Source organism: Variovorax sp. LjRoot290 (assembly GCF_964253985.1).
GTDB lineage: Bacteria > Pseudomonadota > Gammaproteobacteria > Burkholderiales > Burkholderiaceae_C > Variovorax.
On the sequence record NZ_CAXURW020000001.1, the window covers coordinates 3,464,396 to 3,489,603 of the forward strand.

General features: G+C 63.4%; 27 protein-coding genes. 13 read left to right on the forward strand and 14 right to left on the reverse strand.

What is annotated here, in order from left to right:
* The first annotated feature begins 150 nt into the window (after positions 1-150).
* The 5 genes from ACSQ9A_RS17185 to ACSQ9A_RS17205 all read left to right on the forward strand — a co-directional run bounded on the left by ACSQ9A_RS17185 (position 151) and on the right by ACSQ9A_RS17205 (position 7,204).
* Positions 151-2,694, forward strand: a complete 2,544-nt coding sequence (locus tag ACSQ9A_RS17185) for a PAS domain S-box protein (RefSeq protein WP_436304521.1) — start codon at positions 151-153, stop codon at positions 2,692-2,694.
* The gene (locus tag ACSQ9A_RS17190; RefSeq protein ID WP_093108148.1) at positions 2,691-3,323 is read left to right on the forward strand and encodes a response regulator transcription factor; all 633 of its coding nucleotides are present in this window, start codon (positions 2,691-2,693) and stop codon (positions 3,321-3,323) included. Before ACSQ9A_RS17185 ends, ACSQ9A_RS17190 begins: the two co-directional genes overlap by 4 nt.
* Before the next feature lie 77 nt (positions 3,324-3,400).
* Positions 3,401-4,258, forward strand: coding sequence for a bifunctional methylenetetrahydrofolate dehydrogenase/methenyltetrahydrofolate cyclohydrolase FolD (gene folD, locus ACSQ9A_RS17195; RefSeq protein WP_436304522.1), 858 nt, complete (start codon positions 3,401-3,403; stop codon positions 4,256-4,258).
* A gap of 34 nt (positions 4,259-4,292) precedes the next feature.
* Positions 4,293-6,341 carry a M3 family metallopeptidase gene (locus ACSQ9A_RS17200; RefSeq protein WP_436304523.1) on the forward strand — a complete coding sequence of 683 codons (2,049 nt, stop codon included), beginning with the start codon at positions 4,293-4,295 and terminating at the stop codon, positions 6,339-6,341.
* A 239-nt stretch (positions 6,342-6,580) separates the two neighbouring features.
* Positions 6,581-7,204, forward strand: coding sequence for a glutaredoxin family protein (locus ACSQ9A_RS17205; RefSeq protein ID WP_436304524.1), 624 nt, complete (start codon positions 6,581-6,583; stop codon positions 7,202-7,204).
* Between the two features lie 97 nt (positions 7,205-7,301).
* Here ACSQ9A_RS17205 and rpiA read toward each other — a convergent pair whose 3' ends face one another.
* Positions 7,302-8,003 carry a ribose-5-phosphate isomerase RpiA gene (rpiA, locus tag ACSQ9A_RS17210; protein WP_093108156.1) on the reverse strand — a complete coding sequence of 234 codons (702 nt, stop codon included), beginning with the start codon at positions 8,001-8,003 and terminating at the stop codon, positions 7,302-7,304.
* Positions 8,004-8,043: 40 nt separating this feature from the next.
* On the opposite strand from rpiA, the gene ACSQ9A_RS17215 reads away from it, so the two are divergent.
* The gene (locus tag ACSQ9A_RS17215; RefSeq protein ID WP_436304525.1) at positions 8,044-9,111 is read left to right on the forward strand and encodes a quinone-dependent dihydroorotate dehydrogenase; all 1,068 of its coding nucleotides are present in this window, start codon (positions 8,044-8,046) and stop codon (positions 9,109-9,111) included.
* A 13-nt stretch (positions 9,112-9,124) separates the two neighbouring features.
* Here the strand turns inward: ACSQ9A_RS17215 and ACSQ9A_RS17220 are convergent, their stop codons facing one another.
* The 9 genes from ACSQ9A_RS17220 to ACSQ9A_RS17260 all read right to left on the reverse strand — a co-directional run bounded on the left by ACSQ9A_RS17220 (position 9,125) and on the right by ACSQ9A_RS17260 (position 14,534).
* Complete coding sequence (locus ACSQ9A_RS17220; protein WP_436296308.1) at positions 9,125-9,814, reverse strand: phage holin family protein; 690 nt, start codon at positions 9,812-9,814, stop codon at positions 9,125-9,127.
* Positions 9,815-9,856: 42 nt separating this feature from the next.
* The gene (locus ACSQ9A_RS17225) at positions 9,857-10,165 is read right to left on the reverse strand and encodes a glycine zipper domain-containing protein (protein ID WP_126837873.1); all 309 of its coding nucleotides are present in this window, start codon (positions 10,163-10,165) and stop codon (positions 9,857-9,859) included.
* Positions 10,166-10,258: 93 nt separating this feature from the next.
* Entirely contained in the window at positions 10,259-11,356 is a 1,098-nt protein-coding gene (locus tag ACSQ9A_RS17230; protein ID WP_436304526.1) for an NAD(P)/FAD-dependent oxidoreductase, read from the reverse strand.
* A gap of 33 nt (positions 11,357-11,389) precedes the next feature.
* Positions 11,390-11,536, reverse strand: coding sequence for a stereocilin (locus ACSQ9A_RS17235; RefSeq protein ID WP_093108166.1), 147 nt, complete (start codon positions 11,534-11,536; stop codon positions 11,390-11,392).
* A gap of 981 nt (positions 11,537-12,517) precedes the next feature.
* The gene (locus ACSQ9A_RS17240; protein WP_436304527.1) at positions 12,518-12,751 is read right to left on the reverse strand and encodes a hypothetical protein; all 234 of its coding nucleotides are present in this window, start codon (positions 12,749-12,751) and stop codon (positions 12,518-12,520) included.
* 10 nt (positions 12,752-12,761) lie between these two features.
* On the reverse strand, positions 12,762-13,226 hold the full coding sequence (locus tag ACSQ9A_RS17245) for a hypothetical protein (protein WP_436304528.1): 465 nt from the start codon (positions 13,224-13,226) through the stop codon (positions 12,762-12,764).
* Between the two features lie 65 nt (positions 13,227-13,291).
* Positions 13,292-13,765: a hypothetical protein gene (locus tag ACSQ9A_RS17250; protein WP_436304529.1), complete on the reverse strand. Its 474-nt coding sequence runs from the start codon at positions 13,763-13,765 to the stop codon at positions 13,292-13,294.
* Positions 13,762-14,241, reverse strand: coding sequence for a hypothetical protein (locus tag ACSQ9A_RS17255; protein ID WP_436304530.1), 480 nt, complete (start codon positions 14,239-14,241; stop codon positions 13,762-13,764). The genes ACSQ9A_RS17250 and ACSQ9A_RS17255 overlap by 4 nt, the downstream gene beginning before the upstream one ends.
* Positions 14,238-14,534 (reverse strand): hypothetical protein, encoded by a 297-nt coding sequence (locus ACSQ9A_RS17260; RefSeq protein ID WP_436304531.1) that lies wholly within the window; start codon positions 14,532-14,534, stop codon positions 14,238-14,240. Before ACSQ9A_RS17260 ends, ACSQ9A_RS17255 begins: the two co-directional genes overlap by 4 nt.
* 106 nt (positions 14,535-14,640) lie before the next feature.
* Here ACSQ9A_RS17260 and ACSQ9A_RS17265 point away from each other — a divergent pair, with 106 nt between their 5' ends.
* Positions 14,641-14,865 carry a hypothetical protein gene (locus ACSQ9A_RS17265; RefSeq protein WP_436304532.1) on the forward strand — a complete coding sequence of 75 codons (225 nt, stop codon included), beginning with the start codon at positions 14,641-14,643 and terminating at the stop codon, positions 14,863-14,865.
* A 255-nt stretch (positions 14,866-15,120) separates the two neighbouring features.
* On the opposite strand, the gene ACSQ9A_RS17270 is transcribed toward ACSQ9A_RS17265, so the two are convergent.
* Positions 15,121-15,759, reverse strand: coding sequence for a hypothetical protein (locus ACSQ9A_RS17270; protein WP_436304533.1), 639 nt, complete (start codon positions 15,757-15,759; stop codon positions 15,121-15,123).
* Positions 15,760-16,429: 670 nt separating this feature from the next.
* Complete coding sequence (locus ACSQ9A_RS17275; RefSeq protein WP_436304534.1) at positions 16,430-17,086, reverse strand: recombinase family protein; 657 nt, start codon at positions 17,084-17,086, stop codon at positions 16,430-16,432.
* Positions 17,087-17,646: 560 nt separating this feature from the next.
* Here ACSQ9A_RS17275 and ACSQ9A_RS17280 point away from each other — a divergent pair.
* From ACSQ9A_RS17280 to ACSQ9A_RS17305, 6 genes are all read left to right on the forward strand, one after another.
* Positions 17,647-18,615 carry a DNA-methyltransferase gene (locus tag ACSQ9A_RS17280; RefSeq protein ID WP_436304535.1) on the forward strand — a complete coding sequence of 323 codons (969 nt, stop codon included), beginning with the start codon at positions 17,647-17,649 and terminating at the stop codon, positions 18,613-18,615.
* Entirely contained in the window at positions 18,612-19,067 is a 456-nt protein-coding gene (locus ACSQ9A_RS17285) for a hypothetical protein (RefSeq protein WP_436304536.1), read from the forward strand. The genes ACSQ9A_RS17280 and ACSQ9A_RS17285 overlap by 4 nt, the downstream gene beginning before the upstream one ends.
* Before the next feature lie 2 nt (positions 19,068-19,069).
* Positions 19,070-20,392, forward strand: a complete 1,323-nt coding sequence (locus ACSQ9A_RS17290; RefSeq protein WP_436304537.1) for a hypothetical protein — start codon at positions 19,070-19,072, stop codon at positions 20,390-20,392.
* On the forward strand, positions 20,379-22,205 hold the full coding sequence (locus ACSQ9A_RS17295; protein WP_436304538.1) for a DEAD/DEAH box helicase: 1,827 nt from the start codon (positions 20,379-20,381) through the stop codon (positions 22,203-22,205). Before ACSQ9A_RS17290 ends, ACSQ9A_RS17295 begins: the two co-directional genes overlap by 14 nt.
* Before the next feature lie 41 nt (positions 22,206-22,246).
* The gene (locus ACSQ9A_RS17300; RefSeq protein ID WP_436304539.1) at positions 22,247-23,077 is read left to right on the forward strand and encodes a DUF3883 domain-containing protein; all 831 of its coding nucleotides are present in this window, start codon (positions 22,247-22,249) and stop codon (positions 23,075-23,077) included.
* 74 nt (positions 23,078-23,151) lie between these two features.
* Entirely contained in the window at positions 23,152-23,718 is a 567-nt protein-coding gene (locus ACSQ9A_RS17305) for a hypothetical protein (protein ID WP_436304540.1), read from the forward strand.
* 28 nt (positions 23,719-23,746) lie between these two features.
* Here ACSQ9A_RS17305 and ACSQ9A_RS17310 read toward each other — a convergent pair whose 3' ends face one another.
* Both ACSQ9A_RS17310 and ACSQ9A_RS17315 read right to left on the reverse strand, forming a co-directional pair.
* Positions 23,747-24,484 carry a DarT1-associated NADAR antitoxin family protein gene (locus tag ACSQ9A_RS17310; protein WP_436304541.1) on the reverse strand — a complete coding sequence of 246 codons (738 nt, stop codon included), beginning with the start codon at positions 24,482-24,484 and terminating at the stop codon, positions 23,747-23,749.
* Positions 24,485-24,486: 2 nt separating this feature from the next.
* On the reverse strand, positions 24,487-25,095 hold the full coding sequence (locus ACSQ9A_RS17315) for a DarT ssDNA thymidine ADP-ribosyltransferase family protein (protein ID WP_436304542.1): 609 nt from the start codon (positions 25,093-25,095) through the stop codon (positions 24,487-24,489).
* Between the last annotated feature and the right edge of the window lie 113 nt (positions 25,096-25,208).

Here is a 25,208-nt window from a genome sequence, read left to right on the forward strand (position 1 = left end):
CGCACAGAAATATCCAAATTTCAAATAGTGCGTGATGATTTCTTATTATGAAATACATGAATGCTGTCAGAGGCGAAGGTGGCCTCGTTCGAAGTCATGTCACTGCACGCAACCACGGCCCGCAGCGGGCCCTTCCCCTAAACTCGCGCGATGCCCTTTTCCTCTCCGATCGCGGTCGCGCGCAGCGCTGTCAACGCGTCGCCGCTGTCCTGGTGGCGGCGCTGGTGGCGCCGGCAGACGCCGGTGCTACAGGATGCGGTCGCGATGCTGGCGCCGCTGGCGGCGGTGCTGCTTTTTCTTGCAGCCATCGTCGCGGCCTTCTGGTATCTGCGCGCAGAAGAGGTGGAGCGCGAGCAGGAGTCGGTCAAGCGCGACGTGGAGTACGCGCAGCAACGCGTGCGCCTGCGGCTTCTGGAGCGGCAGGAGCAGCTGATGCGCCTGGCGCGCGATGCCTCCAACCGCGAGATCGACGCCACCGAATTCGCGAGCCGCTCGGAATCGCTGGTGAGCCAGTTTCCCGAGCTTCAGGCGATCAGCTGGATCGACGACCGGCGCCGCTTCAAGGCGGGCTACGCGGCGCCCAGCGTCCATCCGGCACAACAGCATGCCGTGGGCGACGTGCTGCGGCCGGGCGACATCGAGAGCAATTACGCGCTGGCGCGCGAGCTGCGCCAGCCTGTGTTCTCGCAACCGGTGGCCGGCGGCGACCCGCCGTCGATGCTTCAGCTGCACATCCCCTTCTTCGACCAGGGCCTGTTCGCGGGCATGGTGCTGGGCGAGTTTTCGATCGATGGCCTGCTGCGCTACGGCATGCCCTCCGAGGTGTCGGCGCGCTACGCGGTGTCGCTGCTGGATGCCAAGGGCGGCCTGATCGCCGGCAACACGGTTGCCAGCCCGCGCGAGGCCGAGACCCGCCTCCTGCCTTGGTCCGAACAGACCAACGAATACGAAGTCCCGGTCTCGCCGGTGGGCAACGCACTGGTGCTGCGCGCGCAGGCCTACCGCACCTCGCAGGGCGTGGTCGGCAACGGCCTCTTCTGGCTGGTGGGCGCGCTCAGCGTGCTCACAAGCTGGATGCTGATCGGCACCTGGCGCCACACGCGGCGCCGGCTTCAGGCCCAGCAGGCGCTGGTGGCCGAAACCAACTTCCGGCGCGCGATGGAGAACTCCATGCTCACCGGCATGCGCGTGCTCGATCTCGAGGGCCGCATCACCTACGTCAACGCGGCCTTCTGCCAGATGACAGGCTGGGACGAGAGCGAGCTCGTGGGCCAGACGCCGCCCTTCCCCTACTGGCTGGAATCCGATCGCGAGATCATGAACGAGCGGCTCGAGGAAGAGTTGCATGGCCGTGCGCTCCCGGGCGGTTTCCAGGTGCGCGTCAAGCGCAAAAACGGCAGCGTGTTCAACGCCCGCCTCTACGTGTCGCCGCTGATCGATGCGCGCGGCCATCAGACCGGTTGGATGACCTCGATGACCGACATCACCGAGCCCACCCGCATCCGCGAGCAGCTCTCGGCCTCCTACGAGCGCTTCACCACGGTGCTCGAGGCGCTGGACGCCTCGGTGTCGGTGGCGCCGCTCGGCAGCGAGGAACTGCTGTTCGCCAACAAGTTGTACCGGCTCTGGTTCGGCTCCGACACCGTGGGGCACCTGGGCATGGTGGCGCAGGCCGGCGTACCGGCCTCGCACGCGCACGACGACGCACTCGACGACGTCGATCCTTTCGCCGGCCTGCCGATCGACCAGCTGACCACCGCGCAGCCTGCCAACAACGAGATCTTCGTGCCCGAGCTCGGCAAGTGGCTCGAGGTGCGTTCGCGCTACCTGACCTGGGTCGACGGCCGGCTCGCGCAACTGGTGATCGCCACCGACATCACGCCGCGGCGCGATGCCGAAGACCTGTCGGCCGCGCAGGCCGACCGCGCGCAGGCCGCCAGCCGGCTGATCACCATGGGCGAGATGGCGTCCAGCGTCGCGCACGAACTCAACCAGCCGCTGACCGCGATTACCAACTACTGCAACGGCATGATGTCGCGCATCCGCGGACAGCAGATCGATTCCGAGGCCCTGCTCGCGGCGCTCGACAAGACCTCCAAGCAGGCGCAGCGCGCGGGCCAGATCATCCAGCGCATCCGCTCCTTCGTGAAACGCAGCGAGCCGAACCGCACGCCGGCCGAGGTCTCGACCATGGTGAGCGAAGCGGTCGAGCTCGCCGGCATCGAGCTCCGCCGCCGCAACGTGCGCCTCAACCACTACGTGGCCGCGCGCCTTCCGGTGGTGCGGGTCGATCCGATCCTGATCGAGCAGGTGATGGTCAACCTGCTGAAGAACGCGGCCGAGTCGATCGACCTGGCCGACCGGCCGCTCGCACGTCGCAGCGTCGAGCTGCGCGTGCTGCCCAAGGTCATCGACGGCCAGAACGCGGTCGAGTTCTCGGTGCAGGACACCGGCATGGGCCTCGCGCCGGAAGTGATGGATCGGCTCTACGAAGCCTTCTTCTCGACCAAGCCCGAAGGCATGGGCATCGGGCTCAACCTCTGCCGCACCATCGTCGAGTCGCACCGCGGCCGGATGAAGGCAGAGAACATCTACAATGGCCCGGATGTCGTCGGATGCCGTTTCTCCTTCTGGATTCCGGTGTTGGACGCTATTGATTCCGTAGCAAGCAACGAGGCGAAGGTACCTGCATGAGTTTGATTCCCAAGAAGGGCACGGTCTATGTCGTCGATGACGACGAGGCAGTCCGCGATTCGTTGCAATGGCTGCTCGAAGGCAAGGACTACCGGGTTCGCTGCTTCGATTCGGCCGAATCCTTCTTGTCCCGCTACGACCCGCGCGAGGTCGCCTGCCTGATCGTCGACATCCGCATGGGTGGCATGTCGGGCATCGAACTTCAAGACCGCCTGATCGAGCGCCGCTCGCCGCTGCCGATCGTCGTCATCACCGGCCACGGCGACGTGCCGATGGCAGTCGACAGCATGAAGAAAGGCGCCATGGATTTCATCCAGAAGCCCTTCAACGACGATGCGCTCGTAGCGCTGGTCGAACGCATGCTCGAACACGCGCGCGGCGCCTTCGCGCAGCACCAGCAATCGGCCAGCCGCGACGCACTGCTTTCCAAGCTCACCGGCCGCGAGGCGCAGGTGCTCGAGCGCATCGTCGCCGGCCGGCTCAACAAGCAGATCGCCGACGACCTCGGCATCAGCATCAAGACGGTGGAAGCGCACCGCGCCAACATCATGGAAAAGCTCAACGCCAACACGGTGGCCGACCTGCTCAAGATCGCCTTGGGACAGGCGGCGCCCGGCAAGGCAGCCTAGCGGCTATCGTCCCGATAGCGATACCGATCTTCGACGCCTGCGCAAGCGGGCGTTTTTACTTGGAAAATCCAAAACCGATGACAGCTCAACTGATCGACGGCAACGCCCTCTCCCGAACGCTGCGCGCCGAAGTGGCGACGCGGGCCGCGGCGCTCAAGGCCCGCGACGTCGCGCCCGGGCTGGCCGTGGTCCTGGTCGGGGAGAACCCCGCCAGCCAGGTCTACGTGCGCAACAAGGTCAAGGCCTGCGAAGACAACGGATTGCATTCGGTGCTCGAGAAGTACCCGGCCGAGCTGAGCGAGGCCGAGCTGCTGGCGAGGGTCGAGGCGCTCAACAAGGATCCGGCGATCCACGGCATCCTGGTGCAGCTGCCGCTGCCCGCGCACATCGACGCGCAGAAGGTCATCGAGGCCATCGCCCCCGCCAAGGACGTCGACGGCTTCCACGTCGCAAGCGCCGGTGCGCTCATGACGGGCATGCCCGGCTTCTGGCCTTGCACGCCCTACGGCTGCATGAAGATGTTCGAGTCCATCGGCTATGAACTGCGCGGCAAGCACGCCGTCGTCATCGGCCGCAGCAACATCGTCGGCAAGCCCATGGCGCTGATGCTGCTCGCGAAGAACGCGACCGTCACCATCTGCCACAGCGCGACGCAGGACCTCGGCGCCATCACGCGCCAAGCCGACGTGGTGGTCGCGGCCGTCGGCAAGCGCAATGTGCTCACGGCCGACATGGTCAAGCCCGGCGCCGTGGTGATCGATGTCGGGATGAACCGCAACGACGAAGGCAAGCTCTGCGGCGACGTGGATTTCGCCGGCGTGCGCGAGGTGGCCGGCTGGATCACGCCGGTGCCCGGCGGCGTCGGCCCGATGACCATCACGATGCTGCTCGTCAACACGATCGAGGCGGCCGAACGCGCCGCCGAGGCCACTTGAACTCGAGCCCCCTGCCCGCCATCTGAACAAGACCATGACCAATCCGCTCCTCGACTTCAACGACCTCCCGCTGTTCGACCGGATCAGGCCCGAGCATGTCGCGCCCGCCGTCGATGTGCTGCTCGCCGACGCCGAGGCCGCATTGCAGGCAGCGACCACGCCCGAATTCCCGGCCGACTGGACCGCGATCGCCAAGGTGCTCGACGTCGCCTCGGAGCGTTTCAGCCGCGCCTGGGGCGCCGTGGGCCATCTCAACGCGGTCGCCGACACGCCGGAGCTGCGCGCCGCCTACAACGAAGCGATGCCCCGCGTCACCGCCTTCTGGACCCGCCTCGGCTCCGACGAGCGGCTCTATGCCAAATACAAGGCGATCGATCCGGCGACCCTGAATCCCGAGCAGCGCCAGGCGCACCTCTACGCCGTGCGCAACTTCGTGCTCGGCGGCGCCGAATTGCAGGGCGAGGCGAAGAAGCGCTTTGCGGAAATCCAGGAACGCCAGGCCGAGCTGAGCCAGAAGTTCAGCGAGAACGCGCTCGACGCGACCGATGCGTTCGCGTACTACACCCAACTCGGCGAACTCGAGGGCCTGCCGGAAGACGTGGTCAGCGCGGCGCGCGCGGCGGCCGAAGCCGAGGGCAAGGAAGGCTACAAGCTCACGCTGAAGATGCCCTCCTACCTGCCGGTCATGCAGTTCGCCAGGAGCAGCGCCCTGCGCGAGAAGCTCTATCGCGCCTACGTCACGCGCGCCAGCGAATTCGGCGACCCCGCCTTCGACAACACCGAACTGATCCGCGAGATCCTCGCGCTGCGCCAGGAGGAAGCGAAGCTCCTGGGCTATCCCAACTTCGGCGAGCTTTCCATCGTGCCCAAGATGGCGGAATCGGCCGGACAGGTCATCAAGTTCCTGCGCGATCTCGCGGCCAAGGCCAAACCCTACGGCGAGCGCGACCTGGCCGACCTGCGCGTGTTCGCGGCGCAGCAACTCGGCATCGTCGACCCGCAACCCTGGGACTGGAGCTACATCGGCGAGAAGCTCAAGGAGGCGCGCTACGCCTTCAGCGAGCAGGAGGTCAAGCAGTACTTCACCGCGCCGAAGGTCATGGCCGGCCTGTTCAAGATCGTCGAGACGCTGTTCGAGGTGTCGATCCATCGCGACAGCGCGCCCGTGTGGCATCCGAGCGTCGAGGTCTACCGCATCGAACGCGCGGGGCAGAAGGTCGGCCAGTTCTATCTCGATCCGGCGGCCCGTGCCGCCAAGCGCGGCGGCGCCTGGATGGATGATGTGCGCGCCCGCTGGCTCAGGCCCGACACCGGCACGCTGCAGACGCCGGTCGCGCAACTGGTCTGCAACTTCGCCGAGGGCGTCGACGGCAAGCCGCCGCTGCTTACGCACGACGACGTGACGACGCTGTTCCACGAGTTCGGCCACGGGCTGCACCACATGCTCACGCAGGTCAACGAGCGCGACGTCTCGGGCATCAGCGGGGTCGAGTGGGACGCCGTCGAGCTGCCGAGCCAGTTCATGGAGAACTTCTGCTGGGAGTGGGATGTTCTGGCGCACATGACCTCGCACGTCGATACCGGCGAACCGCTGCCGCGCGCGCTGTTCGACAAGATGACGGCGGCCAAGAACTTCCAGAGCGGCCTGCAGACGCTGCGCCAGATCGAGTTCTCGCTGTTCGACATGCTGCTGCACACCGAATACGACGCCGCCGGCGCCCAGCCGGGCGACGTGATGGCGCTGCTCGGCAAGGTGCGCGACGAAGTCGCGGTGATGCCTTCGCCACCCTTCAGCCGCACGCCCAACACCTTCAGCCACATCTTCTCGGGCGGCTACGCGGCCGGCTACTACAGCTACAAGTGGGCCGAGGTGCTGAGCGCCGACGCCTACGCGGCCTTCGAGGAAACCGCCGGCGCCAATGGAGAGCCGAGCATCGAGACCGGCCGCAAATACCGCCAGGCCATCCTCGAGGCCGGCGGCAGCCGCAGCGCGATGGAGTCCTTCAAGGCCTTCCGGGGCCGCGAGCCGCAGCTCGATGCGCTGCTGCGACACCAGGGAATGACAGAGGCGCAGCCGGCCTGAGATGCGTGCTCAGGGGCGAAACGCCCCAGGCGACAGTAGGGGGTGCTCGTGGAGCTGCGGGTCCAACTGATATACGGGTTCGAGGCAAGGACAAACCGACCTCTTTGCCGGACGCCGCCCCTCAATTACAACAAGGTTTCATGCGTCGTGGGTCGCGCCAGGCGCGGTGGAGCAACTGATATGGCGCGGCGCCCGCGCGGCCTGAGATACTCCGCTCCATCGGATCACGAAAGTCATCGATGAAGCTCAACGCACATCTCTCAGGCCTCGCCCTGCTGTTCGCCGCCGGCGCCGCCCTGGCGCAGCCGGTCTACCGCCATGTCGACAAGAACGGCAAGGTCACCTTCTCGGACCAGCCGCCTGCCGCCAATGCGCAACCCGCGACGCCGCGCGGCGGCAGCGCGGCGGGTGCCAGCGCCGGCCTGCCCTACGAGCTGCGGCAGGTTGCGCAGCGATACCCGGTCACGCTCTACACCAGCGACGAGTGCGGGCCCTGCGGCGCGGGCCGCTCGCTGCTGGTGACACGCGGAATCCCCTTCGACGAACGGACCATCAAGAGCAACGAGGACGTGGAGGCGCTGCAGCGCTTGAGCGGCCAGGCCTCGCTGCCGCTGCTGTCCATCGGCACGCAGCAGCTCAAGGGTTTTTCGGATGCCGAGTGGTCGCAGTATCTCGACGCGGCAGGCTATCCCAAGAGCGCCCAGTTGCCAGCGAGCTACCGCAATCCGCCGGCGCAGCCCCTTGTGGCTGCCCAGCCAGCGCCTGCGGCGCAGCCCCAGCGTGCTGCGCCTGCGCCATCTACCCCGCAGCCGCCTGCTGCGACCGGCCCGACACCGAGCAATCCGGCCGGCATCAAGTTCTGAATCAATAGCCCCCACGCTCCGTCGCTTCGCGTACTCGCTGCCCCCCGAGGGGGACGCAGGCCGCCTTGGGGCGGCCCGGCGCCGGCCTGACCCTCGCTCAGTCGAAGCGAAGCGTCTGCACGCCGGACGGCGTGCCCAGCAGACACACGTTGGCCCGTTGGTGGGCGAAAACCCCCACGGTGACCACGCCGGGCCATTGATTCACTTCGCTCTCGAAGCCCAGGGGGTCGGTGATCCGGAGGCCCGTCACGTCGATGATGTGCTGGCCGTTGTCGGTGACCAGCGCCACGCCGTCCTTCTCGCGCACCTGGGCCATGCCGCCGAGCCGCGCGAACTGCCGTATCACGCGCTGCGCCGCCATCGGGATCACCTCGACCGGCAGCGGGAATGCGCCGAGCGTGTTCACGCGCTTGGAAGAATCTGCAATGCAGACGAAGCGCCTGGACTGGGCGGCGACGATCTTTTCGCGCGTGAGCGCGGCGCCACCGCCCTTGATCATGTAGCCGCGGCCGTCGATCTCGTCGGCGCCGTCGATGTACACAGCCAGTTCCTCGACCTCGTTGCTGTCGAACACCGGGATGCCCAGCGCATGCAGGCGTTCGGTCGACGCCACCGAACTGGACACCGCGCCGCGGATGTCGCCCTTGATCGTCGCCAGCGCGTCGATGAACTTGTTCACCGTCGAGCCGGTGCCGACGCCGACGATCTCTCCCTTCACCACGTGTGCGAGCGCGGCGCGGCCGACCTGCGCCTTGAGTTCGTCCTGGGTCAGGGCCGATGCGGGAGCGGGGGAAGTCATCGGAGAGAATCCTTGGGGCTACGAAGTCCAGAATTATCCGATGTCCCTGCTGCTCCCCTCCTCTCTTTACGGTCTTGCCCGACCTTTCCTCTTCGGCTTCGATCCCGAGCACGCCCATGAGCTGACGCTCGACGCGCTGGCGCGCACGCAGAACACGCCGCTGGCCTGCGTCTATGCGGCGCCCCGCATCGAGGACCGGCGCACGCTGGCCGGCCTCTCGTTCCCGAACCGGGTCGGGCTCGCTGCCGGACTCGACAAGAACGCCCGCTGCATCGATGCCTTTGCCGCCATGGGCTTCGGCTTCGTCGAAGTCGGCACGGTCACGCCGAAGGCGCAGCCGGGCAATCCGAAGCCGCGCATGTTCCGCCTGCCGCAGCGTGACGCGCTGATCAACCGGCTCGGCTTCAATAACGAAGGGCTCGAGGCCTTCCTGGCCAACGTGCAGCGCGCGCGCTTTCGCCGCAACGACTCCAAGCGGGCGATGCTGCTGGGGCTCAACATCGGCAAGAACGCCGCGACGCCGATCGAGCGTGCAGTCGACGACTACCTCATCTGCCTCGACGGCGTCTACCCGCATGCCGACTACGTGACGATCAACATCTCCAGCCCCAACACCGCCAATCTGCGTTCGCTCCAGAGCGACGAGGCGCTCGATGCGCTGCTCGGGGCGGTGGCGGACAAGCGCGCTGCGCTCGCCGCACGGCATGGCAAGCGGGTTCCGCTGTTCGTGAAGATCGCACCGGATCTCGACGAGGCCCAGGTTCGGGTGATCGCGGCCACGCTGCGCCGCCACGGCATGGACGGCGTGGTCGCCACCAACACCACGCTGGCGCGTGACGCGGTGGCGGGCCTGCCGCATGCGAACGAAGCCGGCGGCCTCTCGGGTGCGCCGGTCAGGGAAGCGAGCAATCGCGTGATCCGCCAGCTGCGATCGGCACTGGGCAGTGATTTTCCGATCATCGGCGTCGGCGGCATCCTGAGCGCCGCCGATGCCGAGGCCAAGATCGCCGCCGGCGCCGATCTCGTGCAGATCTACACCGGGCTGATCTACCGGGGCCCGGCGCTGGTGCGCCAGGCAGCTCAGGCACTGCGCAAGCGCGGCGCCTGAGCGTCTTCCCGGATCAGCGCATCCGCCACAGCACCGGCACGACGATGGCCGCCCAGCGCAGCAGGCGGCGCGGACCGAGCACCGCCACGGCCGCCGCGGTCACGACGCCGGTCGCCACCGGATGCTCGCGCGCGATCCGCAGCGCTGCGGCGCCGGGGGACTCGTCGTCAGGCGGCACGTCGGCCTTCTTCGACGACGCGCCCTGCAGCGTCGCGATGCGCTCGCGCTGGCGCGCGATGCGCTCGAGCAGTTCTTCGCGGCTCTGGGGCCTGGGTTCACGCGGTGGCGCTTCGGCCTCGTCGCCGAGACCGAAGCGGTCTTGAACCCATTCCCAATCGCGCTCGAACTCGTGGCGTGCGGGGCCGAAGGCTTCCGAGGTCTTGCGCAAGGTGCTCATCAACGCCACGGCCGCAACCAGCCAGAGCGCGATCCATATCGCCGCCACTGCCCAGGCGGCCGCAACGCGGTTCGGCGTCTCCCAGAAATGCACGACCACCGCCACCGACAGCAAGGCGACGGCGACCGTCGTGAGCCCGATCACCGCGATCACCAGGACCAGCATCAGCTGCAGGCGCTGCTTTTCTTCTTCCCATGCCAGCTGCAGCAGCTGGACACGGTCTTCGGCTGCCAGGGCGCCTTCGCTGGCTGCGATGCGCAGCCGGCGAAGGCGCGAGTCCAGCCCGAACAGGGACAACAGCCTCATGCGAGGCCCCCGAGGACCTCGCGCCGGCCGAATCGGCGAGGCTCAGCGGCGACCAAGCAGCAAACCCACCAGCACACCCACCGCCAAGGCGGCACCGGCGATTTGCCACGGCTCGTCATGGGCGTAGGCATTGGCGGTGTTGGCCGCTTCACGCGCCTTCTTGGCGGCGAGCTTGCTCTTCTCGGCCGCGAGCTCGCGTGCGATCGCCAGTTTGCTGTCGATGCGCTGGCGCAGGGCCTTGATGTGCGGCAAGGTGTCGAGATCCTTGCTGGCGAGCACACCGCGAACGTCGCTGGCGATGTCTTCGGCCACGGCGTTGGCAGCCGCTTCGAGATTTGAGGATGCAGTCATTGAAATCTTCCCTCAGTGGATTGCACCGGCACCGTGCCGGCGGCTTCACGCCGGCAAGCGGCGTGGCGTTCCATGGTACATGGCCGCGCGGGTCTACGGCAGCAATGCGGCCACATGCCGGCCGATCGCGAGGCTGCTGGTGAGCCCCGGCGACTCGATGCCGAACAGATTGACCAGCCCCGGAACGCCGTGCGTGGCCGGGCCCTCGATCAGAAAATCGCGCGCCGCCTCGCCCGGGCCGGACACCTTCGGCCGGATGCCGGCGTACCCGGGGATGAGCGCGCCGTCCGGCAACGCCGGCCAGTACTTGCGCACCTCGGCATAGAAGCCGTCGCCGCGCTTCGGATCGACCACCAGGTCGTCGGGTGAATCGACCCACTGAACGTCGGGGCCGAACTTGGCCTGGCCGCCCAGATCGAGCGTCAAGTGCACGCCCAGGCCTGCCGCTTCGGGCACCGGGTAGATCAAACGACTGAAAGGCGCGCGGCCCGCCAGCGTGAAGTAGCTGCCCTTGGCGAAATGGGCCGACGGCACTGCGCTCGCAGGCAAACCGTCGAAGCGCCGTGCGAGTGCGGGCGCGGCGAGACCGGCCGCGTTCACGACGCTGTTGCAACGCAGGGCGGTGCCGTCCTGGGCCATCAAGACGACGACGCCGTCCGCGCACTCTGCGCGCACGACCGCTGACTTGAGGGCGAGGACGCCGCCCGCATGCTCGAGATCGCCCTGCAGGCTCAGCATCAGCGCATGGCTGTCGACGATGCCGGTGCTCGGCGAATGCAGAGCGGCCAGGCATTCGAGCTGCGGCTCCATCGCGCGCGCCTGCTCCCGCGTGAGCAGCACGAGATCGTCGACGTCATTGGCCCGCGCCTTGGCGGCGATCGCGTCCAATTGCGCGACCTGCGTCGGCGCCGTGGCCACGATCAGCTTGCCGCAGCGCCGGTGCGGCAGGCCGCGCTCGGCCGCGTAGTCGTAGAGCAACTGCTTGCCTTCGACGCACAGACGCGCCTTGAGCGAACCCTCGGGGTAGTAGATGCCCGCGTGGATCACCTCGCTGTTGCGGGAACTGGTGCCGGTGCCGATGGCGCCTTCGGCCTCGAGCACGACCACCTCGCGGCCTTTGAGCGCAAGCGCTCGGGCAACGGCCAGGCCCACAACACCGGCGCCGATGACAGCGCAATCGAATTCATCCATCCGGCGAGCTTAGCGGGCCCGCGCCCGCCAGGTTCACTCCGGCTGGGCGGGGAACGGGTTTTCGGGATCCGAAGGACCGCCCGGCGGGGTGGCGGGACCTTCGTCCGGCTCGACCGGAAGCTCCGGCACGTCGGGCGGATCGGAGGTGATGGGCGTCGGAAGATCGGGACTCGTGGCCATGATCGCTTCTCCTTTCCCTAGCGTTCTACGCGCTTTGCGGCGCGCGACAAGCAGCGCACTGCCGCAGTTGGCGTCGGCACCAGCCGACACAACAAACAGGATAAGGAAAAAGGAAATTGGTGGGCGGTGGAGGCTTCGAACCTCCGACCCCAGCAGTGTGAAAGCGCCCCCACGGCTTGCGCCGCAGGGGCTTCAATGCTGTGCTCTACCCTGCGGCGGGATGGATTGTCCCAAATTTGTCCCAAGTTCGATACCCCTTTTGAGCCACATGCGGCCTGCACGCCGGGACTCAGCGCTGGGCTCGGCAAGCAGGGCGAGAGGAACCAGACTTGACCCCCCGTGGTCGAACGCGATCCATGCGAGCGCACTGTCAGCATCGACGTGCAAAACGCGGCCCTTCTCGCCGTCCGCGTAGCAGCCAAAGTCATCAATGAGGGCAACGGGCATGTCTGCGATGACTCGCATGCCGGGAGGAAGGGTTGGGAAGCCGCGTCGCATAGGGTGCCTTTCTTGGTTGATGTGTGGGCAGTGTTGCAAGACCTACGGAAGGCAGTCAACACAGACCCAGCACCGGCAATGCAGGTGACACACGACCCGCTCCAACTCGGCTGGAGCCCGCATCGAGCCCCGCATGGGACACGTGTGGGACAAGCGGAATTTTTCAGTCCGTAGCTCGCCCGCCACAATCCCGAGGCCGCTCCAGTAGTCGAGCGACCTCAACGCTGAGCGGATGTGCGTCGGCCAACGTGCCATCCGTCCAAGCACCTTGGATCAGCGCAGCGCGAGCATCCGCAAGCGCCCGTTTGGCGCGCTCGATCTTCTGCCGGGATTCGAGTAGTTGCTCGGTCCGCGCTGCAACCTCCCGCAGCAGGAAGTCCTCGGCCCATGCAGTCTCAACAGCGGCACTCGCGACGGTGTAGGCCGCGCTGTTGCCGCTTCGAGTTGCAGCCCCCTGCCTGTGCATCAGGGTGTACTCAGCGCTCATACCAACGCACCTGTTTCGTCTAGCCGTACAGCGAGGCGGACAAGTTCGCCAAACGCTTCTTGGTGGCGGGCGTGCGCTTGCGCCGCGTGGTATTCCAGATCGCGGACATCGTGGCCGATGCGCTCGGCGACGCTGACAGCCGCCTTGGCGTCGCGGTACTCGTTCAAGGTGCCAAGGTAGCGGCGGGCCAACTGGGCGAAGGAGGGGCGGTTCTCGGTGTTCCTCGACATGCTCTCCTCCTCAAGACCGGACATAGCCACGGGCCTTATCACCGAAGTAGCGACGGACGGCGGCGTCCGGGTCCGCATCCAAGGCGCGGATCGCTGGAGGCAGGACGCTCGGGTCAGCCAGGACGGCGGCGTAAAGCTCAGGCGTGGGACCAGTCAGGGACTGCTCGCCAGGGCGCCAGACCGGCTGCATGGTCAGCAGGTCGGCGGCGCGCTCGTTGTAATGGATCGTGTAGTTATCCATGCGGGGATTGCCCTTGCCGGTGCCCACGATGCGGATGTTCTGGAAGCGTGCGATGGCAGCGGCATTGTTCGCGGCTGCGCGCTCGGCCTCAGCCTGCTGCGCTTCGAGGTTCGCCAGCGTGCGCTTCAGATCGGCCTCACGGGTAACAGCGGCCTGCATGGCGCGGAGTTGGTCCGCCAGCGGCGTGACGGTGGAGAGTGCTGCCTTTACGGCGGCGATGTGGTTGGTGGTCATGTTGTGTTCCTTGGGGATGTGAAAAGGGGCGCACTTGGCGCCCCCGTGGTGGGTTGGAATGGCTCTCAGCGACGACGCAGAAAGACCGTTGCTCGTGCCGGCGGCAGGCTGTCATCGCGGAAGCTGACGCTCTCGTTCCCGCCGCGAAGCAGCGAATCCAAGTAGCGGCCAATCAGCCCGCGTGCCTGACGCGGCGTGAGGGCTACTTCCTCGCCCTGGGCGTTGGTGGCTCGGAAGCCATGCGCCGCCAAGAACGAATCGGGGTTGTGGTCCGAATGGACGTTGCCCAATACGACGGGCGCAGCGGTGCCGTGGTCGTACCAGACCGATGCGTCTGCGCGGGCCTGCTGCTGGTGCTGGTGCGCCAGGAACTCGCGGGAGGTCGGCGCGTCGCTGCGGCTGTACGTGGCTGGGCTGGTGCTGACAAGCGCAGACTCATTCCGGCCTGCTTGGGCCATCTCAGCGCGGGCGCTGGTGACGCTGCGGCCCGAGAAGCCAGAAGGACCGTGCTGGCCGTTGAAGGGGTTGGATTCGGTCATGTGGATTCCTTGGTGATGGTGATGGGGTGCTGCGTGTCCCTGGTGATGCGCGCAATCTCGCGCTTGTTCTTGGTGAGGTGTGCCCGTCGCAGACGCTGCGTAGCTCGGTCCCGCGCCGCTGCGGCCTTGGCCTGTTGAATGGCTTCCCATTCCTCCTCTGTCCCGCCCTCGGCGAAGAACTCGTATTCCTCTGCCCAGTCCTTCGCGGTCTTGGCGCGGTTGCGGCGGGCGCGCTCGGCGTCCTCTGACGCGACTGCGGCTCGTCGCTCTGCGTCCTGGGCGGCGAGGAAGGCCGCGTACTCTGGCGAGTTGCAATGCCTGTTTCGCATGATGTCGCGGGCGCGGGCAGCGATGCGCCCCAGTGGGTCGGCATGCGTCATCGGTGCCTTCCACCATGACGGCACGGTGTAGAGCGTGGTCGCGGCCTCCCACCAGTCGTCGCGGCTGGGGCTCGTGGGGAACGGAGGCATGCTCATGCTCGTACCGCCTCTGCGGCCTTCGCCTTGCGGACGTGGTGGCCGATGGCCTCGGGCACGACGCCATAGCGCTCGCCCACCTCCCGAAGCGTGACGCCACCAGCCCGATACATGGCAACCGCAGCGGCGACATCGAACGAAGGCTTCTGGCCCTTGGGCTTCCTCTCGGCCCACGATGGAAGCGAGCCGGTCAGGGCCTCGACTGCCCGACGCCATGCGGAGCGCTCGCTGGTGCTGGTGATGGCGTTGAAGCGCGCACGCTCCACGATGTTGGATTCAAGGGGATGTGGCATGTTGGTCCTCTAAGTCCAGCCGGCCCACCTGAGTACGTCTAAGAACTCGGGATGCCGCTGGATTACGTTGTTGATGAAGTCGAAGGAATGCAGGCTCAGGTCCGAGATGGACAAGCCCAACGCCGGGGCGCTGATTGAGAGCGTTCCCGTGGGGGTGGTGGTGGCCGTGAACGGCCCGACGATGCAGGACTGGCGCTCGCCCCTGCGCTCGCGCCGCCGCTGCTCGCACAAGGCAAGCCATCCAGCGCGGGAGCGCAGCGCGGGAGGCCATGCAGCCACCTTGCCGCCGTGGGTCAACTGCAAGGGCCTGCGGCCGGTCTGGCAGGCGTAGCAGGATGCGCAATAAACCGTCCGCATGCTGCTGCCGCAGCGGGTGCATGCTGTGTCGCTGGTGTAGCTGCGACGCCCGGCCAGGAAGGCATCGAAGCGCGCAGGCTCCCGGATGCGTCGGCGGAAGTGCTCGGCTACCGCAGTGTCCGAGCGGGCGAGTTCACGATGCAGGCGCGTCAGCTTGGAAGCCGAGAGACGGACGCCGAATCGCTGCTCGTAGTGCTGTAGCTCGGGCGGGCAACCGGGAGGGCCAACCCTATGCCCCTGCCGTGGCATGTTCTTGCCTCGCTGCCTTGCGGATGGCGTCCCATGCCGCTTGCTGGGCTGCTGCTTCGGCGTCCAGCTTTGATCGCATAAGTAGGCGGGTACGGAGGCACCATGCTCGGTACTCCTCCCCAAGGTGCTCCTTGACGCTTCCGCCTGTGCGTTGGAACAGCGGGCCGAGGAGGTTCTCGCCTGCCAGGATGTCGGCTTCCGTTAGCTTGGGGATGTAGCGACGTATGTCCTGCGACCGCTTACCTTGCATGTCTGCATACCAACGGCACAGTGTGTCAATGCCAGGGGTGATGCCCCGGCGCTTGTTGGCGAAGCGCAAGACGAAGACTGCGAACTTCCGCACCTCGGGGCGCAGAGACGCCAGCGCCTTGGCTCGTGCGGGCAGCTTCTCTCGGAAGTCCAAGATCGGGATGCTCAACTGCTCGGGGGGGATGATCTCGCCCGTGCTCAGATCGACATAGGCCGAGATGCTGCGGACCTTGCCGGCCTTGGTCGTGCTGACGGAGTAGACCGCAAGGTTGTCCAAGCTCAGTTGCTCGCCGACGCCGCGGGAGGTGGTAGATGCTCTCATGTTGTTCCTGTCTTTATTCGGGGGAAACAGCAGAAATCCAGCATCCATGCGGGTTTGCGGCCGATGGAAGTGCGCGCAGAGCGCTGCTGGTGGGTTCTGCTGAAGGGGTGGTAAAGCACGGCTTGGCCTGCCGTTGAGCGGCGGCCGTCGTGCGGTGTGGTGGTGTCGCCCTGGCGGCCCATGTGGCAGCGCAAAGGCGGTTCTGTGTGTCGGGACTAGAGGACAAAATCGATGCTCCAAACCTTGCTTGCGCAGGACGGGGCACTCGCATCGGCCTCAATGGGATGGTGTGTGTCGGGATAAGAGGACGAAAACGATGCTCTGAACCTTGCTTGCGCATGCCGGGCGGGTCGCAACATCCCCAAACGGTTGTCTGTCCCTGATAGAAGGACGAAAAGAACAAACAACCTCTTGCCTACGCAAAGCCGCTGCTGTGCGGGCGGTTGGCGAGGCGCTTGGGACATAGGCAAGGGCGCGCCTGCCCGTGCTCCCGCGTAGCTGGTGGATGGCCCATACCCGCCGGGGCGAGCCTTTGGCACTGGTCCGACGAGGAGCGCGGACGCGCATACCGATTCCGCGTGTCAAGACGGCGCGGAGCACGCGCTGCGCATTGGACAAGGGCAATGGCGCGGCGCGCCCGTGCGCGTCTCACAATCTCATAGGGGCCAGGAACGACAAAGCGCCCGCGAGGGGCGCCCTGTCTGTTGGTGGGGTGGCGTCAGAGCCGGGTTAGCACGCGCTGCAACTGCATCAGGCTCCACTCGCCGCCGCGTGCCGTCTTGATGCCAGCTCCGTCCAGCGCTGCAACCATCTCGCGCTGGGTCATCCGTGCGGCCCGGTAGCCCGCAAGCGTGGGACGGAGACGCGCCGCGAACTCTGCGGCCTCCGAGGATCGTGCCCCGTTGAGCGGCTGCAAGCTGGCGGGGTTGCCTACGGCCTCGCCGCGTGCCTTCTTCGCCGCCAGTGCGTCCCTGATGCGCTCGCTGATACGCCGGCCCTCATGCTCGGCCATCGCGGCGTAGAAGTGGATCATGGTCCGGTCTGCGGTCGGGAAGTCGCAGCATCGGAACTGCACGCCCGTCTCCATCAGGCCGGCGACGAAGTGCACGTTGCGGGCCAACCGATCCAGCTTGGCGATAAGCAGCGTGGCCTTCGACTTCTTCGCCAGCGCCACCGCAGCGCGCAGCTTGGGCCGCTTGTCCAAGGCGTTGGCACCCTTGCCCGTCTCGACTTCCTCGAACTCGACCAGTAGCTCGCAGGGCCGCCCGTCCATGTACTTCCGAACGGCCTCGCGCTGAGCTTCAAGCCCGAGGCCGCTCTGCCCTTGACGTTGTGTGGAGACGCGGTAGTAGGCAACGATGCGTTCGGTTCTCATGGTCTGTGCAGGGAGTGACAACATTGCCGTAGTTTAGTTCGTATGTTGTCATGCAGTCAATCGAGGACCGACAGAGCGTGTGCGTGCGGCGTTGCCGCCTGCTTGCTGGCCCATGCTGCCCCTGCGTGTCCGATCAACGCAGGCGAGGCGCAGCGGGCCGGGACAGAGCAAAGGTGCGGCTCGCACCTGCGCGCCTACCTGCGCCTCTCAGAAGGCGGACATTTCAGGCAACAGCGGGGGCGGGGCCATGGGGGCGGCTGGGCGCGGGCGGCGGCGTGCACCCCCGCAAAAATCTCCATATTTTTTGGATCCGGCTCTTCGACATTCATGGCCATCGGCAACTACATCATGGTTTGGGCGCACTTCGGCCCCCAACCGTCGAACCTGAGTTGCCGCGGGCTCTCGCGCCCGTTTTTACTCGCTTACACTGGCGCGCCAAGGGCCGTTGCGGGGGCACGTTATGACGCTCGCGATGAAATGTAAATCTGCCCAACCTGGGCGTTGCCCAGTAGCCGACCAGGGCGCCGCTTGCCAGCGTCGAACCACAAATAACCAATAACGTGAAACTGAACGAGTTTGAACCGTTGGACCTCGCTTCAACAGCACGCCACTTGAAAGCCGGCAAGTCCCCGGACGTGGCGGACCTGCTGACCGCTGACTATGCCGTCTGGCAAGGGAAGATCGAAGGCTTGCTCAAACTGCTGCCGAACAAGCCGCTCTTCGACCTGATCGTCTCTTCTCCGCCCTACAACGTCGGCAAAGAGTACGAGGTGCATCAAGCGCTCGACAGCTACCTGATTTGGCAAGAGCAAATTATTGATGCGCTTGTTCCTCGACTCAAGCCCGGGGGGTCTCTTTGCTGGCAAATTGGCACCTACGTCAACGACAACCAGGTATGGCCGCTGGACATCGAATTTGCCCCAATCTTTAAGCGGCATGGATTGCAGCTTCGGAATCGCGTTGTGTGGCACTTCGGGCATGGCCTGCACGCCCAGAAGCGCTTTTCTGGCCGCTATGAAGTGATCCTTTGGTACACCAAGACTCAAAGCAGCAAGGACAAGTACACCTTCAACCTGGACAACGTTCGCGTGCCCGCGAAGTACCCTGGGAAGAAGCACTTCAAGGGCCCCAACCAAGGGGAATTCTCCGGTAACCCTTTGGGCAAGAATCCTGAGGATGTTTGGAATATCCCAAACGTCAAGGGCAACCACGTTGAAAAGACGGACCACCCTTGCCAGTTCCCCGTGGGTCTAGTCGAGCGACTGGTGCTTTCGCTCACCAATCCCGGCGAGCTAGTGTTCGATCCATTTGCAGGCGTCGCTTCAGCAGGCGTCGCCGCCGCGCTGCACTCACGTCGCTTCTGGGGCTGCGAACTCAGTCCGAGCTATGCGAAGACCGGGCACAAGAGGTTGCAAGAAGCGCTCGATGGAACGGTTCGCTACCGGCCACACGACAAGCCCGTCTTCGATCACACCCAAAGCAGTCTCTCGCGGGCACCAGATGGATATAAGACCCGGGGGGAAGAGTGAAGTTTTATAGGTACAGCCACTGCGCGGGGGATAGGTCCGTCTCCAAGGCGCACCAGCGGGACATCGAAGCCGCTATCGCCGCTATCACCGTCAAGCCCGTTGAAGGTTCGGCCACCAAGATTCGTGATGCCTTCTTGACTACGATGAAGACGCTGGGGTGGTCAGGCGAAGTTCAAGTCTCGAAAGATTCGGACATGACAATCACGTCCGGCAAGGGTGACGTAGGCCTGTGTCTGCAAACGGGCAACGTAGCGCGCATCTACGCGGACATCATCAAGTTGCAGGTGCTGTACTTCAACAACGCTATCAGTAGTGCAGCCATCGTTGTGCCCTCCCCAGAGGTCGCCAGAATCATCGGTAAGAACCTCGCACAAGCCAAACGCCTTGAACGTGAACTGGAAATCTTCAAGAAGGCCTATCACGTCCCGACCCTCGTCTACGCCTTGGAATAAGCATGACCGATAACCAGAACCAGCAGATGGCCACCAGTTCGCGTTTTGGCTGGCCCAAACCCAAGCGCACTGAAGAATTTGCAAAACTGCTGGCCAGTCCTCAAGGCGCCACTGAACGGGTGGTGTTCCAAGGCAAAACCATCGACATCCCAATCGTGCGCGTCCCTATCGATTTGCCGAAGTACCGCTTGGTGAACGGTCGCACGGCTTCGCTGCAGTCTGAGTATCTGGCCAAAACCCCCAAAGCTCGGATTGGTTTGTTCAGTGGGGACCCTGAACTTTGGGATGCGCAGGAGGCCCAACACAAACTGCTGCTGCAACTTGCAAGGCAAGCCGACCTCGCGGGATTTTTCGAGGACACCGTCAATCAGCAGGTAAATCCCATCCTGCTCGATCAAAACGGCTTTGTCGTAAACGGCAACCGTCGCATGGCCACGTGGCGGGAGCTCCTGCACAAGGAGCCGGGCAAGTATGGTCACTTCCAGCACATTGACATTGCAGTGCTGCCGCATTGCGAAGAACGGGAAATCGATCGACTTGAGGCTAGGCTACAAATCACCAAGGACATCAGAGCTGACTACAGCTGGGATGCCCAGGCGAACATGATGCTCGCCAAGCAAAAGCGGGACAACTTCTCCATGAAAGAGCTCGCTGAGCTCTATGACATGAAGGAGTCAGAGGTCGAGTTGCTTTTCGACATGCGTGCCTATGCCGAAGAGTTCCTGAAGTCCCGCGGCAAGCCCAACCACTGGTCAATGGTCGCCGACTCTGAGTTCGCTTTCAAGAAAATCGTGGCCGCAAGAGGCAAGATATCTAGCGTGGGCAAGCAGCAAATCTTCAAGGAAGCCGCGTTCATCCTGATCGAAAAGCCTGAGGAGGCGGGAATCCGTTTGTACGAGGCCATCCCTGCTGTACTTGAGAGCATCGATGAAGTTCGAACCAAGCTGCTTGAAGCCTTCGCGGTTGAGCCGCCGAAAGACGTTGAAGCCGGCCTTGCGGATCTGTTTGGCGGAGTTCCTCCTGCAGCGGGCGAAGACTCCCGAGACCTGCCATTGGCCCAAGAGATTCAGAAACCTGAAAATGTGGATGCAGCCCGCAAAATCATCGTGGAGGTGATCGAAAGCCAGCGACAGCTTCAAAAGGATGCGAAGAGCGCCAACTATCTCTTGGACTGTTGCTCGAAAGCTCAGGCTGCGCTGGCAGCAGCCGTAAAGGAAGGCCTTCGGCCAGAGTCCAAGCTCGATGGCGTTATTAAGCAGCTCGAAGCCATCAAAGCTCAGTCCGACACGGTTCGCGCCTACGTTGAGCAGCATGCTAAGCATTGATTACAGAGATGCTGATCGGCGGGCCGTACTGACGTGGGCGGACACTGACGAGTCAAGCCCGTGGTTTGATGTCATCAAACGCCTGCTCCTTGATTCGACTGACGATGCAACACAGGAAGCAGCCTTAGTCATCACTCTGCCTTGGTGGAACTTCATCGCCCTGCGAAATCGCTTCGGGGAGATTTGTGCTGGCTACAAGCTGCTACCAGGCACAACCCTCAGCGTGAGCCCTGCGGCCACCGCATTGCTTCAACAATCGCGTCGTGCCGGAGATGGCTATCAGCTTGCGGTCCAAGCTCATGCGGTAGAGGAGCAGCAGCTTCGAGCGAAGCTGCAAATTTTGGGCTTCTCTCGCACCCTTACAGAGAAGCAAGCTCGAAACGTCAGTCGTATCGCTGCGTTGCCTGCGGCTGCGACTTTTTCGGTCCCGGGTGCAGGCAAAACGACTGAGGCTTTGGCAACATTCTTCTATCGCGCCAACGACGATGAACGATTGCTGGTGATCGCTCCTAAAAATGCTTTTGCGGCGTGGGACGAGCAGATCGAAGACTGCATGCCCCATCTACAAGTCAAGTTTACGCGGCTGCGCAGCGGCAAAGAGAAGATCGCAAGGATGCTGGATGATGATCCGCGTTGGATGCTCATCACATACCAGCAACTCGCTCGGGTTCCTGACCTGATATCTGCCCACATTGCCCAACGCAAGACTCACGTGTTTCTGGACGAAAGCCATCGCATCAAAAGCGGTGTAGGAAAGCAGACTGCTCGTGCAGCGTTGGGACTCGCCCATTTGCCCGTTGGTAAGCTGATCATGTCTGGCACTCCCATGCCTCAGTCCACCGAAGACCTGATCCCGCAGTTTGCGTTTCTCTACCCCGAGATTCCTGCAAATGCAGATACCGTGGTAGAGCTCATTAAGCCCATCTATGTGCGCACCAATAAGGCTGAATTGGGCCTGCCGCCAGTAGACCGGGTGCTAATCCAGCTCCCCATGGCCCCAATGCAAAGTGAGCTTTACAAGCTCATGAAGTATGAGGTATCTAGAGAGGCCGCTACCGCCCTCAACACTCGAAGCAAACAGGCGTTGAGGAGTTTAGGGCGCTCAGTCGCCAGGCTACTGCAGTTCGTCTCTAACCCCGCGCTTTTGTCGTCTGAGATTGGGTTCGCTCATCCCGACCTCTTGGGCGCGGTGCTCGCAGAAGGCGACGGACCCAAGCTCAAATACGTTCTAAAGAAAGCCAGACAGCTTGCCCGCGACGGGCACAAGGTGCTCATCTGGTCGTCGTTCGTTAGAAACGTCGAGTACATCGCGCAGCGGCTGGCGGACCTCGGTGCCGTCTACATTCACGGGGGCGTTGACGCAGGCGACGAAGACGATGATGAATCTCGCGAGGGCAAGATCAAGCTCTTCCACGATGATCCCAATGTAAGGGTAATGGTCGCCAATCCAGCGGCAGCTAGTGAGGGTGTGAGTCTGCACCGTGTTTGCCACCACGCGCTTTACTTAGATCGCACCTTCAACGCTGCCCACTATTTGCAGTCAGAGGATCGCATCCACCGCTTTGGTCTCCCCCAAGGCCAGAAGACCACTATTGATATCGTCGAGTGTGCCGACTCTGTAGATGAAACCGTTCGCCTGCGGCTCGGTTTAAAGATCGGTGCGATGGCCGAGGCGCTGGAGGACTCGGCGCTGCGGCCTGACCCAATAGCCTTGGACCCGAATGACATCGAGGACTTCGAGGAATACAGCACTGGCCTCTCTTCCGGAGACATCGAAGCCTTGCTGACGGACTTCAACAGGGGGCAATCGTGATTGCCTTCTCGCCGGGGCTCGCCCAAGGCTGCTTTGAGCTCTTGGCAATCACCACCCGGCAACAACTCTCCTTCACCGAAATCAAAAGCTCGTTTGCTTACTTGGGTAGCCTTCTTTCGCAAGATGTCGTCGATACGGCGCAGAGCCTTAATTGGTTGCACGCGGGCGAACAGGGACATGCTGAACTGACACTTCGGGGCGAACGTCTACTTTCAACCGCCGGCTATGAGGCCCAACTGCGGCAAGCGCTCCTCGACTACATTGATATCGAACACCCAAGCTGGGTACAGAACGCAACCTTCGGACGCAGTCGTGTTATTAGCTTCGCCGGAACCCAGATCGCCCAAGTTTTTGTAGAGGCTGGCCTTGCTGACGGTACCGACGACGCGGTTGTGGCTTTTTGGGACGCGCTGGCCGCCCGTGCGCGGGGTCAACGCGATGACAAGCTCACACAGATTGGCCGTATTGGCGAGCGCCTGACGATTAAGTTTGAGACACAGAGGACGGGCAGGCTGCCCACTTGGATAGCTATCGACAACAACGCTGATGGTTACGATGTTCTTTCAGTGGTAGATGCTTCAGACTTTAAACGACTCACGATTGAAGTGAAGACGTCGACCCAAGGGGCTTCCGGATTCGCCATGCTTACTCGCAACGAGTGGGATATGGCCATGGAGTCCGACGCACACGTTTTCCACTTATGGAGCTTGAGAGATCAATCCAAACCCCAGCTCGCTGTCGTCGGCAATGAGAGCATGCTCGCCCACATGCCCGTGGATCAAGGGCGGGGCGTATGGGATTGCACCAAGATTCCGTTTTCCTCATTCATTGATGCATTCGGGCCGCCCAAGAATCAGCCCCCGGGTTCGTAGGGAGGACGCTTTCCCGCTCGGAAGTCGCGCCCCCTGGCGAGTAGCGGCGCGAGGGCATAGCGCGAAGTACCAAGATGAGTCAGTACGACTTCGATAGAGATGCGTTGCACCTTCTGCTTGGAAGGCTCATCCATGCCTATGCCCGCCTCGACCACTTCATGGGCCTTCAACTGAAGTGGCTCGGCGAGTACAGAAGTCGTCCCGTAGCCAAGCTTCTTCGTAAAAACATCGCCTTCGATCGTCGGCTCAAGCTCCTTCATCAGCTTTCCATTGAAACCTGGGGCCACTCGGACACCAGGGTCGCCGACGAATTTACAGCGTGGTTTAAGGAAGTCGAGCGGGTGCAGAAGCAGAGAAACCGATTCGCCCACGGTCGGTGGGGCTACGTTCACAAGGGCACCGGCGAAATTGAGTTCGTGGCCTTGTCTTGGGAGACCGACCCCGACAAAATTATGCCAACGGTGAAAGTCGCGCTCATGGACTTCGAGCGGTTAGCGGATGAGGTGGACCGCCTCGGCGGCGACTTCATGGCCCTCCAAGACAAGCACATGGCTCGCGCTCGTTATAAGAAGGAGTGGGAGGAAGCGCACCCCGAAGGACTGGAAGCTTGGGCGAAGCACCAAGCAACACTTGCCGCTTGAACATCACGCTTAGTCGAACGCGAAGTGGTCACTCGAACTCGAAGGCAGTCTGCTCCTTAGTCGCTTGCTGAAGTGGGGCAGCCGTACAAACTGGGCTGACGACTTGGGTTCGTAGCCCTCTCAGGACCGCAAGATAACTGTCCTTGTCTCTGAGAACCGATGCCGTGAGCAGGTTCCGGTCATGAAGCGCCACGTATAGCGCAGCCGAGTAGGCTTGGCAATTGAACGACCGCTCGGGGTTGAATGCAATGTCGGAGAAGGCGCGGTGCTCAAGAACATAGTCGGCAAGCTCCGGCTGCTTGTGCAAGGCGTTGATGTACAGCCAATCATAAAAGGCGGTAGTGGGCTCAAGATCCCAATCCACCTCGAAGAACTGAAACTTGATCAGCCGTCCGCTTGACTTGAGGCGCGGATCAAGTTTCGCCTCTCTCGAGCTCTTCTCGCGCAAGTCCTTGTATGGGCCACCAGCCTCGAACACCTTTGCCGATTGATACGCGCATTCCACGCTAAATGTCTGCTGGTATTTGATTGTGTGGATCATCAGGTTGAAGGCGCTCAACTTGACCCCTAACGGATCCTTTGATTTTGAGGAGATCTCAAGCACCCTTTCAACACTCAATTGTTGTCGAGCGGCATCGTGCAAGGAGTCGATGCTTTTCTGCGCCTGTTTGACCGACATCCCGGCATGCCATGTGAATGCCACGTCGTGTTTCCAGACGAGAGAGCTCCCTTGACTAGCAGGTACGAAGATTGGCCGCTCAGCCATTGCTACCAGTGCCTCCAGTCGCGGCGAGGCCTGAAATAGAAGTCGTTAAGTTCAATGGCGCCATGTGCACCTTTGTAAGCGTTGTAGGCGTCCTGTTTGTCAAGGTAGATCGCGTCAAAGTAGCGGGGCTCAATGGTGTCAAGGCAAAGCACTTCGGCCTGGTAGTTGGTAGGCAAGTGATCGGAGATGTGAAGGTCAGCCCGCTTCTTGTTGCCCCAGTCATCGAATAGCTCCAGAAACTTGTTGACACCTTGCCGAGCCGCGAATGTTTGGCTGCTCATCGAGTTGTCGGCCGCGTTCGTAGTATTGAAGCACACTCGCTTTTCCCAGAGGACAGAGTGCCTCACTTGGATCAACGCCCACGGCCGCTTCTCGTCCTGAAGGTGGAAGCGCCAGTACAACTTCCAGTTCGGCCATTCCACCGATAGGCAAATCGCGTCTTGACCGTCGTGGCGCGAAGCGTCGTTCGGTTTCATCCCCACGTTGTTCGCTTTGCACGCTGAAGGAACAAGAAGCCCATGCTTCAGGATACTGCCAAGGTGATCGACTGGGGTGAAATGAAGCAGGCGGTCGATGTTCCGCTTCTCGCATTCTTCTTTGATCGTCGCCATGCTTTTCCAATTTTGGGAAACCACGCAAATTGCGGCAACGTTTTGAATCACAATATAGGGTATACCCCAGGTTGCCGCCAATGGCCCCGAACGACCCGGTCGACGTTGACCCG

What these genes read in the sequence shown, in the direction of transcription:
- ACSQ9A_RS17185 (WP_436304521.1), top strand. Translation starts at nt 151, where the DNA reads ATGCCCTTTTCCTCTCCGATCGCGGTCGCGCGCAGCGCTGTCAACGCG.
- ACSQ9A_RS17190 (WP_093108148.1), top strand. Translation starts at nt 2,691, where the DNA reads ATGAGTTTGATTCCCAAGAAGGGCACGGTCTATGTCGTCGATGACGAC.
- folD (WP_436304522.1), top strand. Translation starts at nt 3,401, where the DNA reads ATGACAGCTCAACTGATCGACGGCAACGCCCTCTCCCGAACGCTGCGC.
- ACSQ9A_RS17200 (WP_436304523.1), top strand. Translation starts at nt 4,293, where the DNA reads ATGACCAATCCGCTCCTCGACTTCAACGACCTCCCGCTGTTCGACCGG.
- ACSQ9A_RS17205 (WP_436304524.1), top strand. Translation starts at nt 6,581, where the DNA reads ATGAAGCTCAACGCACATCTCTCAGGCCTCGCCCTGCTGTTCGCCGCC.
- rpiA (WP_093108156.1), bottom strand. Translation starts at nt 8,003, where the DNA reads ATGACTTCCCCCGCTCCCGCATCGGCCCTGACCCAGGACGAACTCAAG.
- ACSQ9A_RS17215 (WP_436304525.1), top strand. Translation starts at nt 8,044, where the DNA reads ATGTCCCTGCTGCTCCCCTCCTCTCTTTACGGTCTTGCCCGACCTTTC.
- ACSQ9A_RS17220 (WP_436296308.1), bottom strand. Translation starts at nt 9,814, where the DNA reads ATGAGGCTGTTGTCCCTGTTCGGGCTGGACTCGCGCCTTCGCCGGCTG.
- ACSQ9A_RS17225 (WP_126837873.1), bottom strand. Translation starts at nt 10,165, where the DNA reads ATGACTGCATCCTCAAATCTCGAAGCGGCTGCCAACGCCGTGGCCGAA.
- ACSQ9A_RS17230 (WP_436304526.1), bottom strand. Translation starts at nt 11,356, where the DNA reads ATGGATGAATTCGATTGCGCTGTCATCGGCGCCGGTGTTGTGGGCCTG.
- ACSQ9A_RS17235 (WP_093108166.1), bottom strand. Translation starts at nt 11,536, where the DNA reads ATGGCCACGAGTCCCGATCTTCCGACGCCCATCACCTCCGATCCGCCC.
- ACSQ9A_RS17240 (WP_436304527.1), bottom strand. Translation starts at nt 12,751, where the DNA reads ATGTCGAGGAACACCGAGAACCGCCCCTCCTTCGCCCAGTTGGCCCGC.
- ACSQ9A_RS17245 (WP_436304528.1), bottom strand. Translation starts at nt 13,226, where the DNA reads ATGACCACCAACCACATCGCCGCCGTAAAGGCAGCACTCTCCACCGTC.
- ACSQ9A_RS17250 (WP_436304529.1), bottom strand. Translation starts at nt 13,765, where the DNA reads ATGACCGAATCCAACCCCTTCAACGGCCAGCACGGTCCTTCTGGCTTC.
- ACSQ9A_RS17255 (WP_436304530.1), bottom strand. Translation starts at nt 14,241, where the DNA reads ATGAGCATGCCTCCGTTCCCCACGAGCCCCAGCCGCGACGACTGGTGG.
- ACSQ9A_RS17260 (WP_436304531.1), bottom strand. Translation starts at nt 14,534, where the DNA reads ATGCCACATCCCCTTGAATCCAACATCGTGGAGCGTGCGCGCTTCAAC.
- ACSQ9A_RS17265 (WP_436304532.1), top strand. Translation starts at nt 14,641, where the DNA reads ATGGACAAGCCCAACGCCGGGGCGCTGATTGAGAGCGTTCCCGTGGGG.
- ACSQ9A_RS17270 (WP_436304533.1), bottom strand. Translation starts at nt 15,759, where the DNA reads ATGGATGCTGGATTTCTGCTGTTTCCCCCGAATAAAGACAGGAACAAC.
- ACSQ9A_RS17275 (WP_436304534.1), bottom strand. Translation starts at nt 17,086, where the DNA reads ATGAGAACCGAACGCATCGTTGCCTACTACCGCGTCTCCACACAACGT.
- ACSQ9A_RS17290 (WP_436304537.1), top strand. Translation starts at nt 19,070, where the DNA reads ATGACCGATAACCAGAACCAGCAGATGGCCACCAGTTCGCGTTTTGGC.
- ACSQ9A_RS17295 (WP_436304538.1), top strand. Translation starts at nt 20,379, where the DNA reads ATGCTAAGCATTGATTACAGAGATGCTGATCGGCGGGCCGTACTGACG.
- ACSQ9A_RS17305 (WP_436304540.1), top strand. Translation starts at nt 23,152, where the DNA reads ATGAGTCAGTACGACTTCGATAGAGATGCGTTGCACCTTCTGCTTGGA.
- ACSQ9A_RS17310 (WP_436304541.1), bottom strand. Translation starts at nt 24,484, where the DNA reads ATGGCTGAGCGGCCAATCTTCGTACCTGCTAGTCAAGGGAGCTCTCTC.
- ACSQ9A_RS17315 (WP_436304542.1), bottom strand. Translation starts at nt 25,095, where the DNA reads ATGGCGACGATCAAAGAAGAATGCGAGAAGCGGAACATCGACCGCCTG.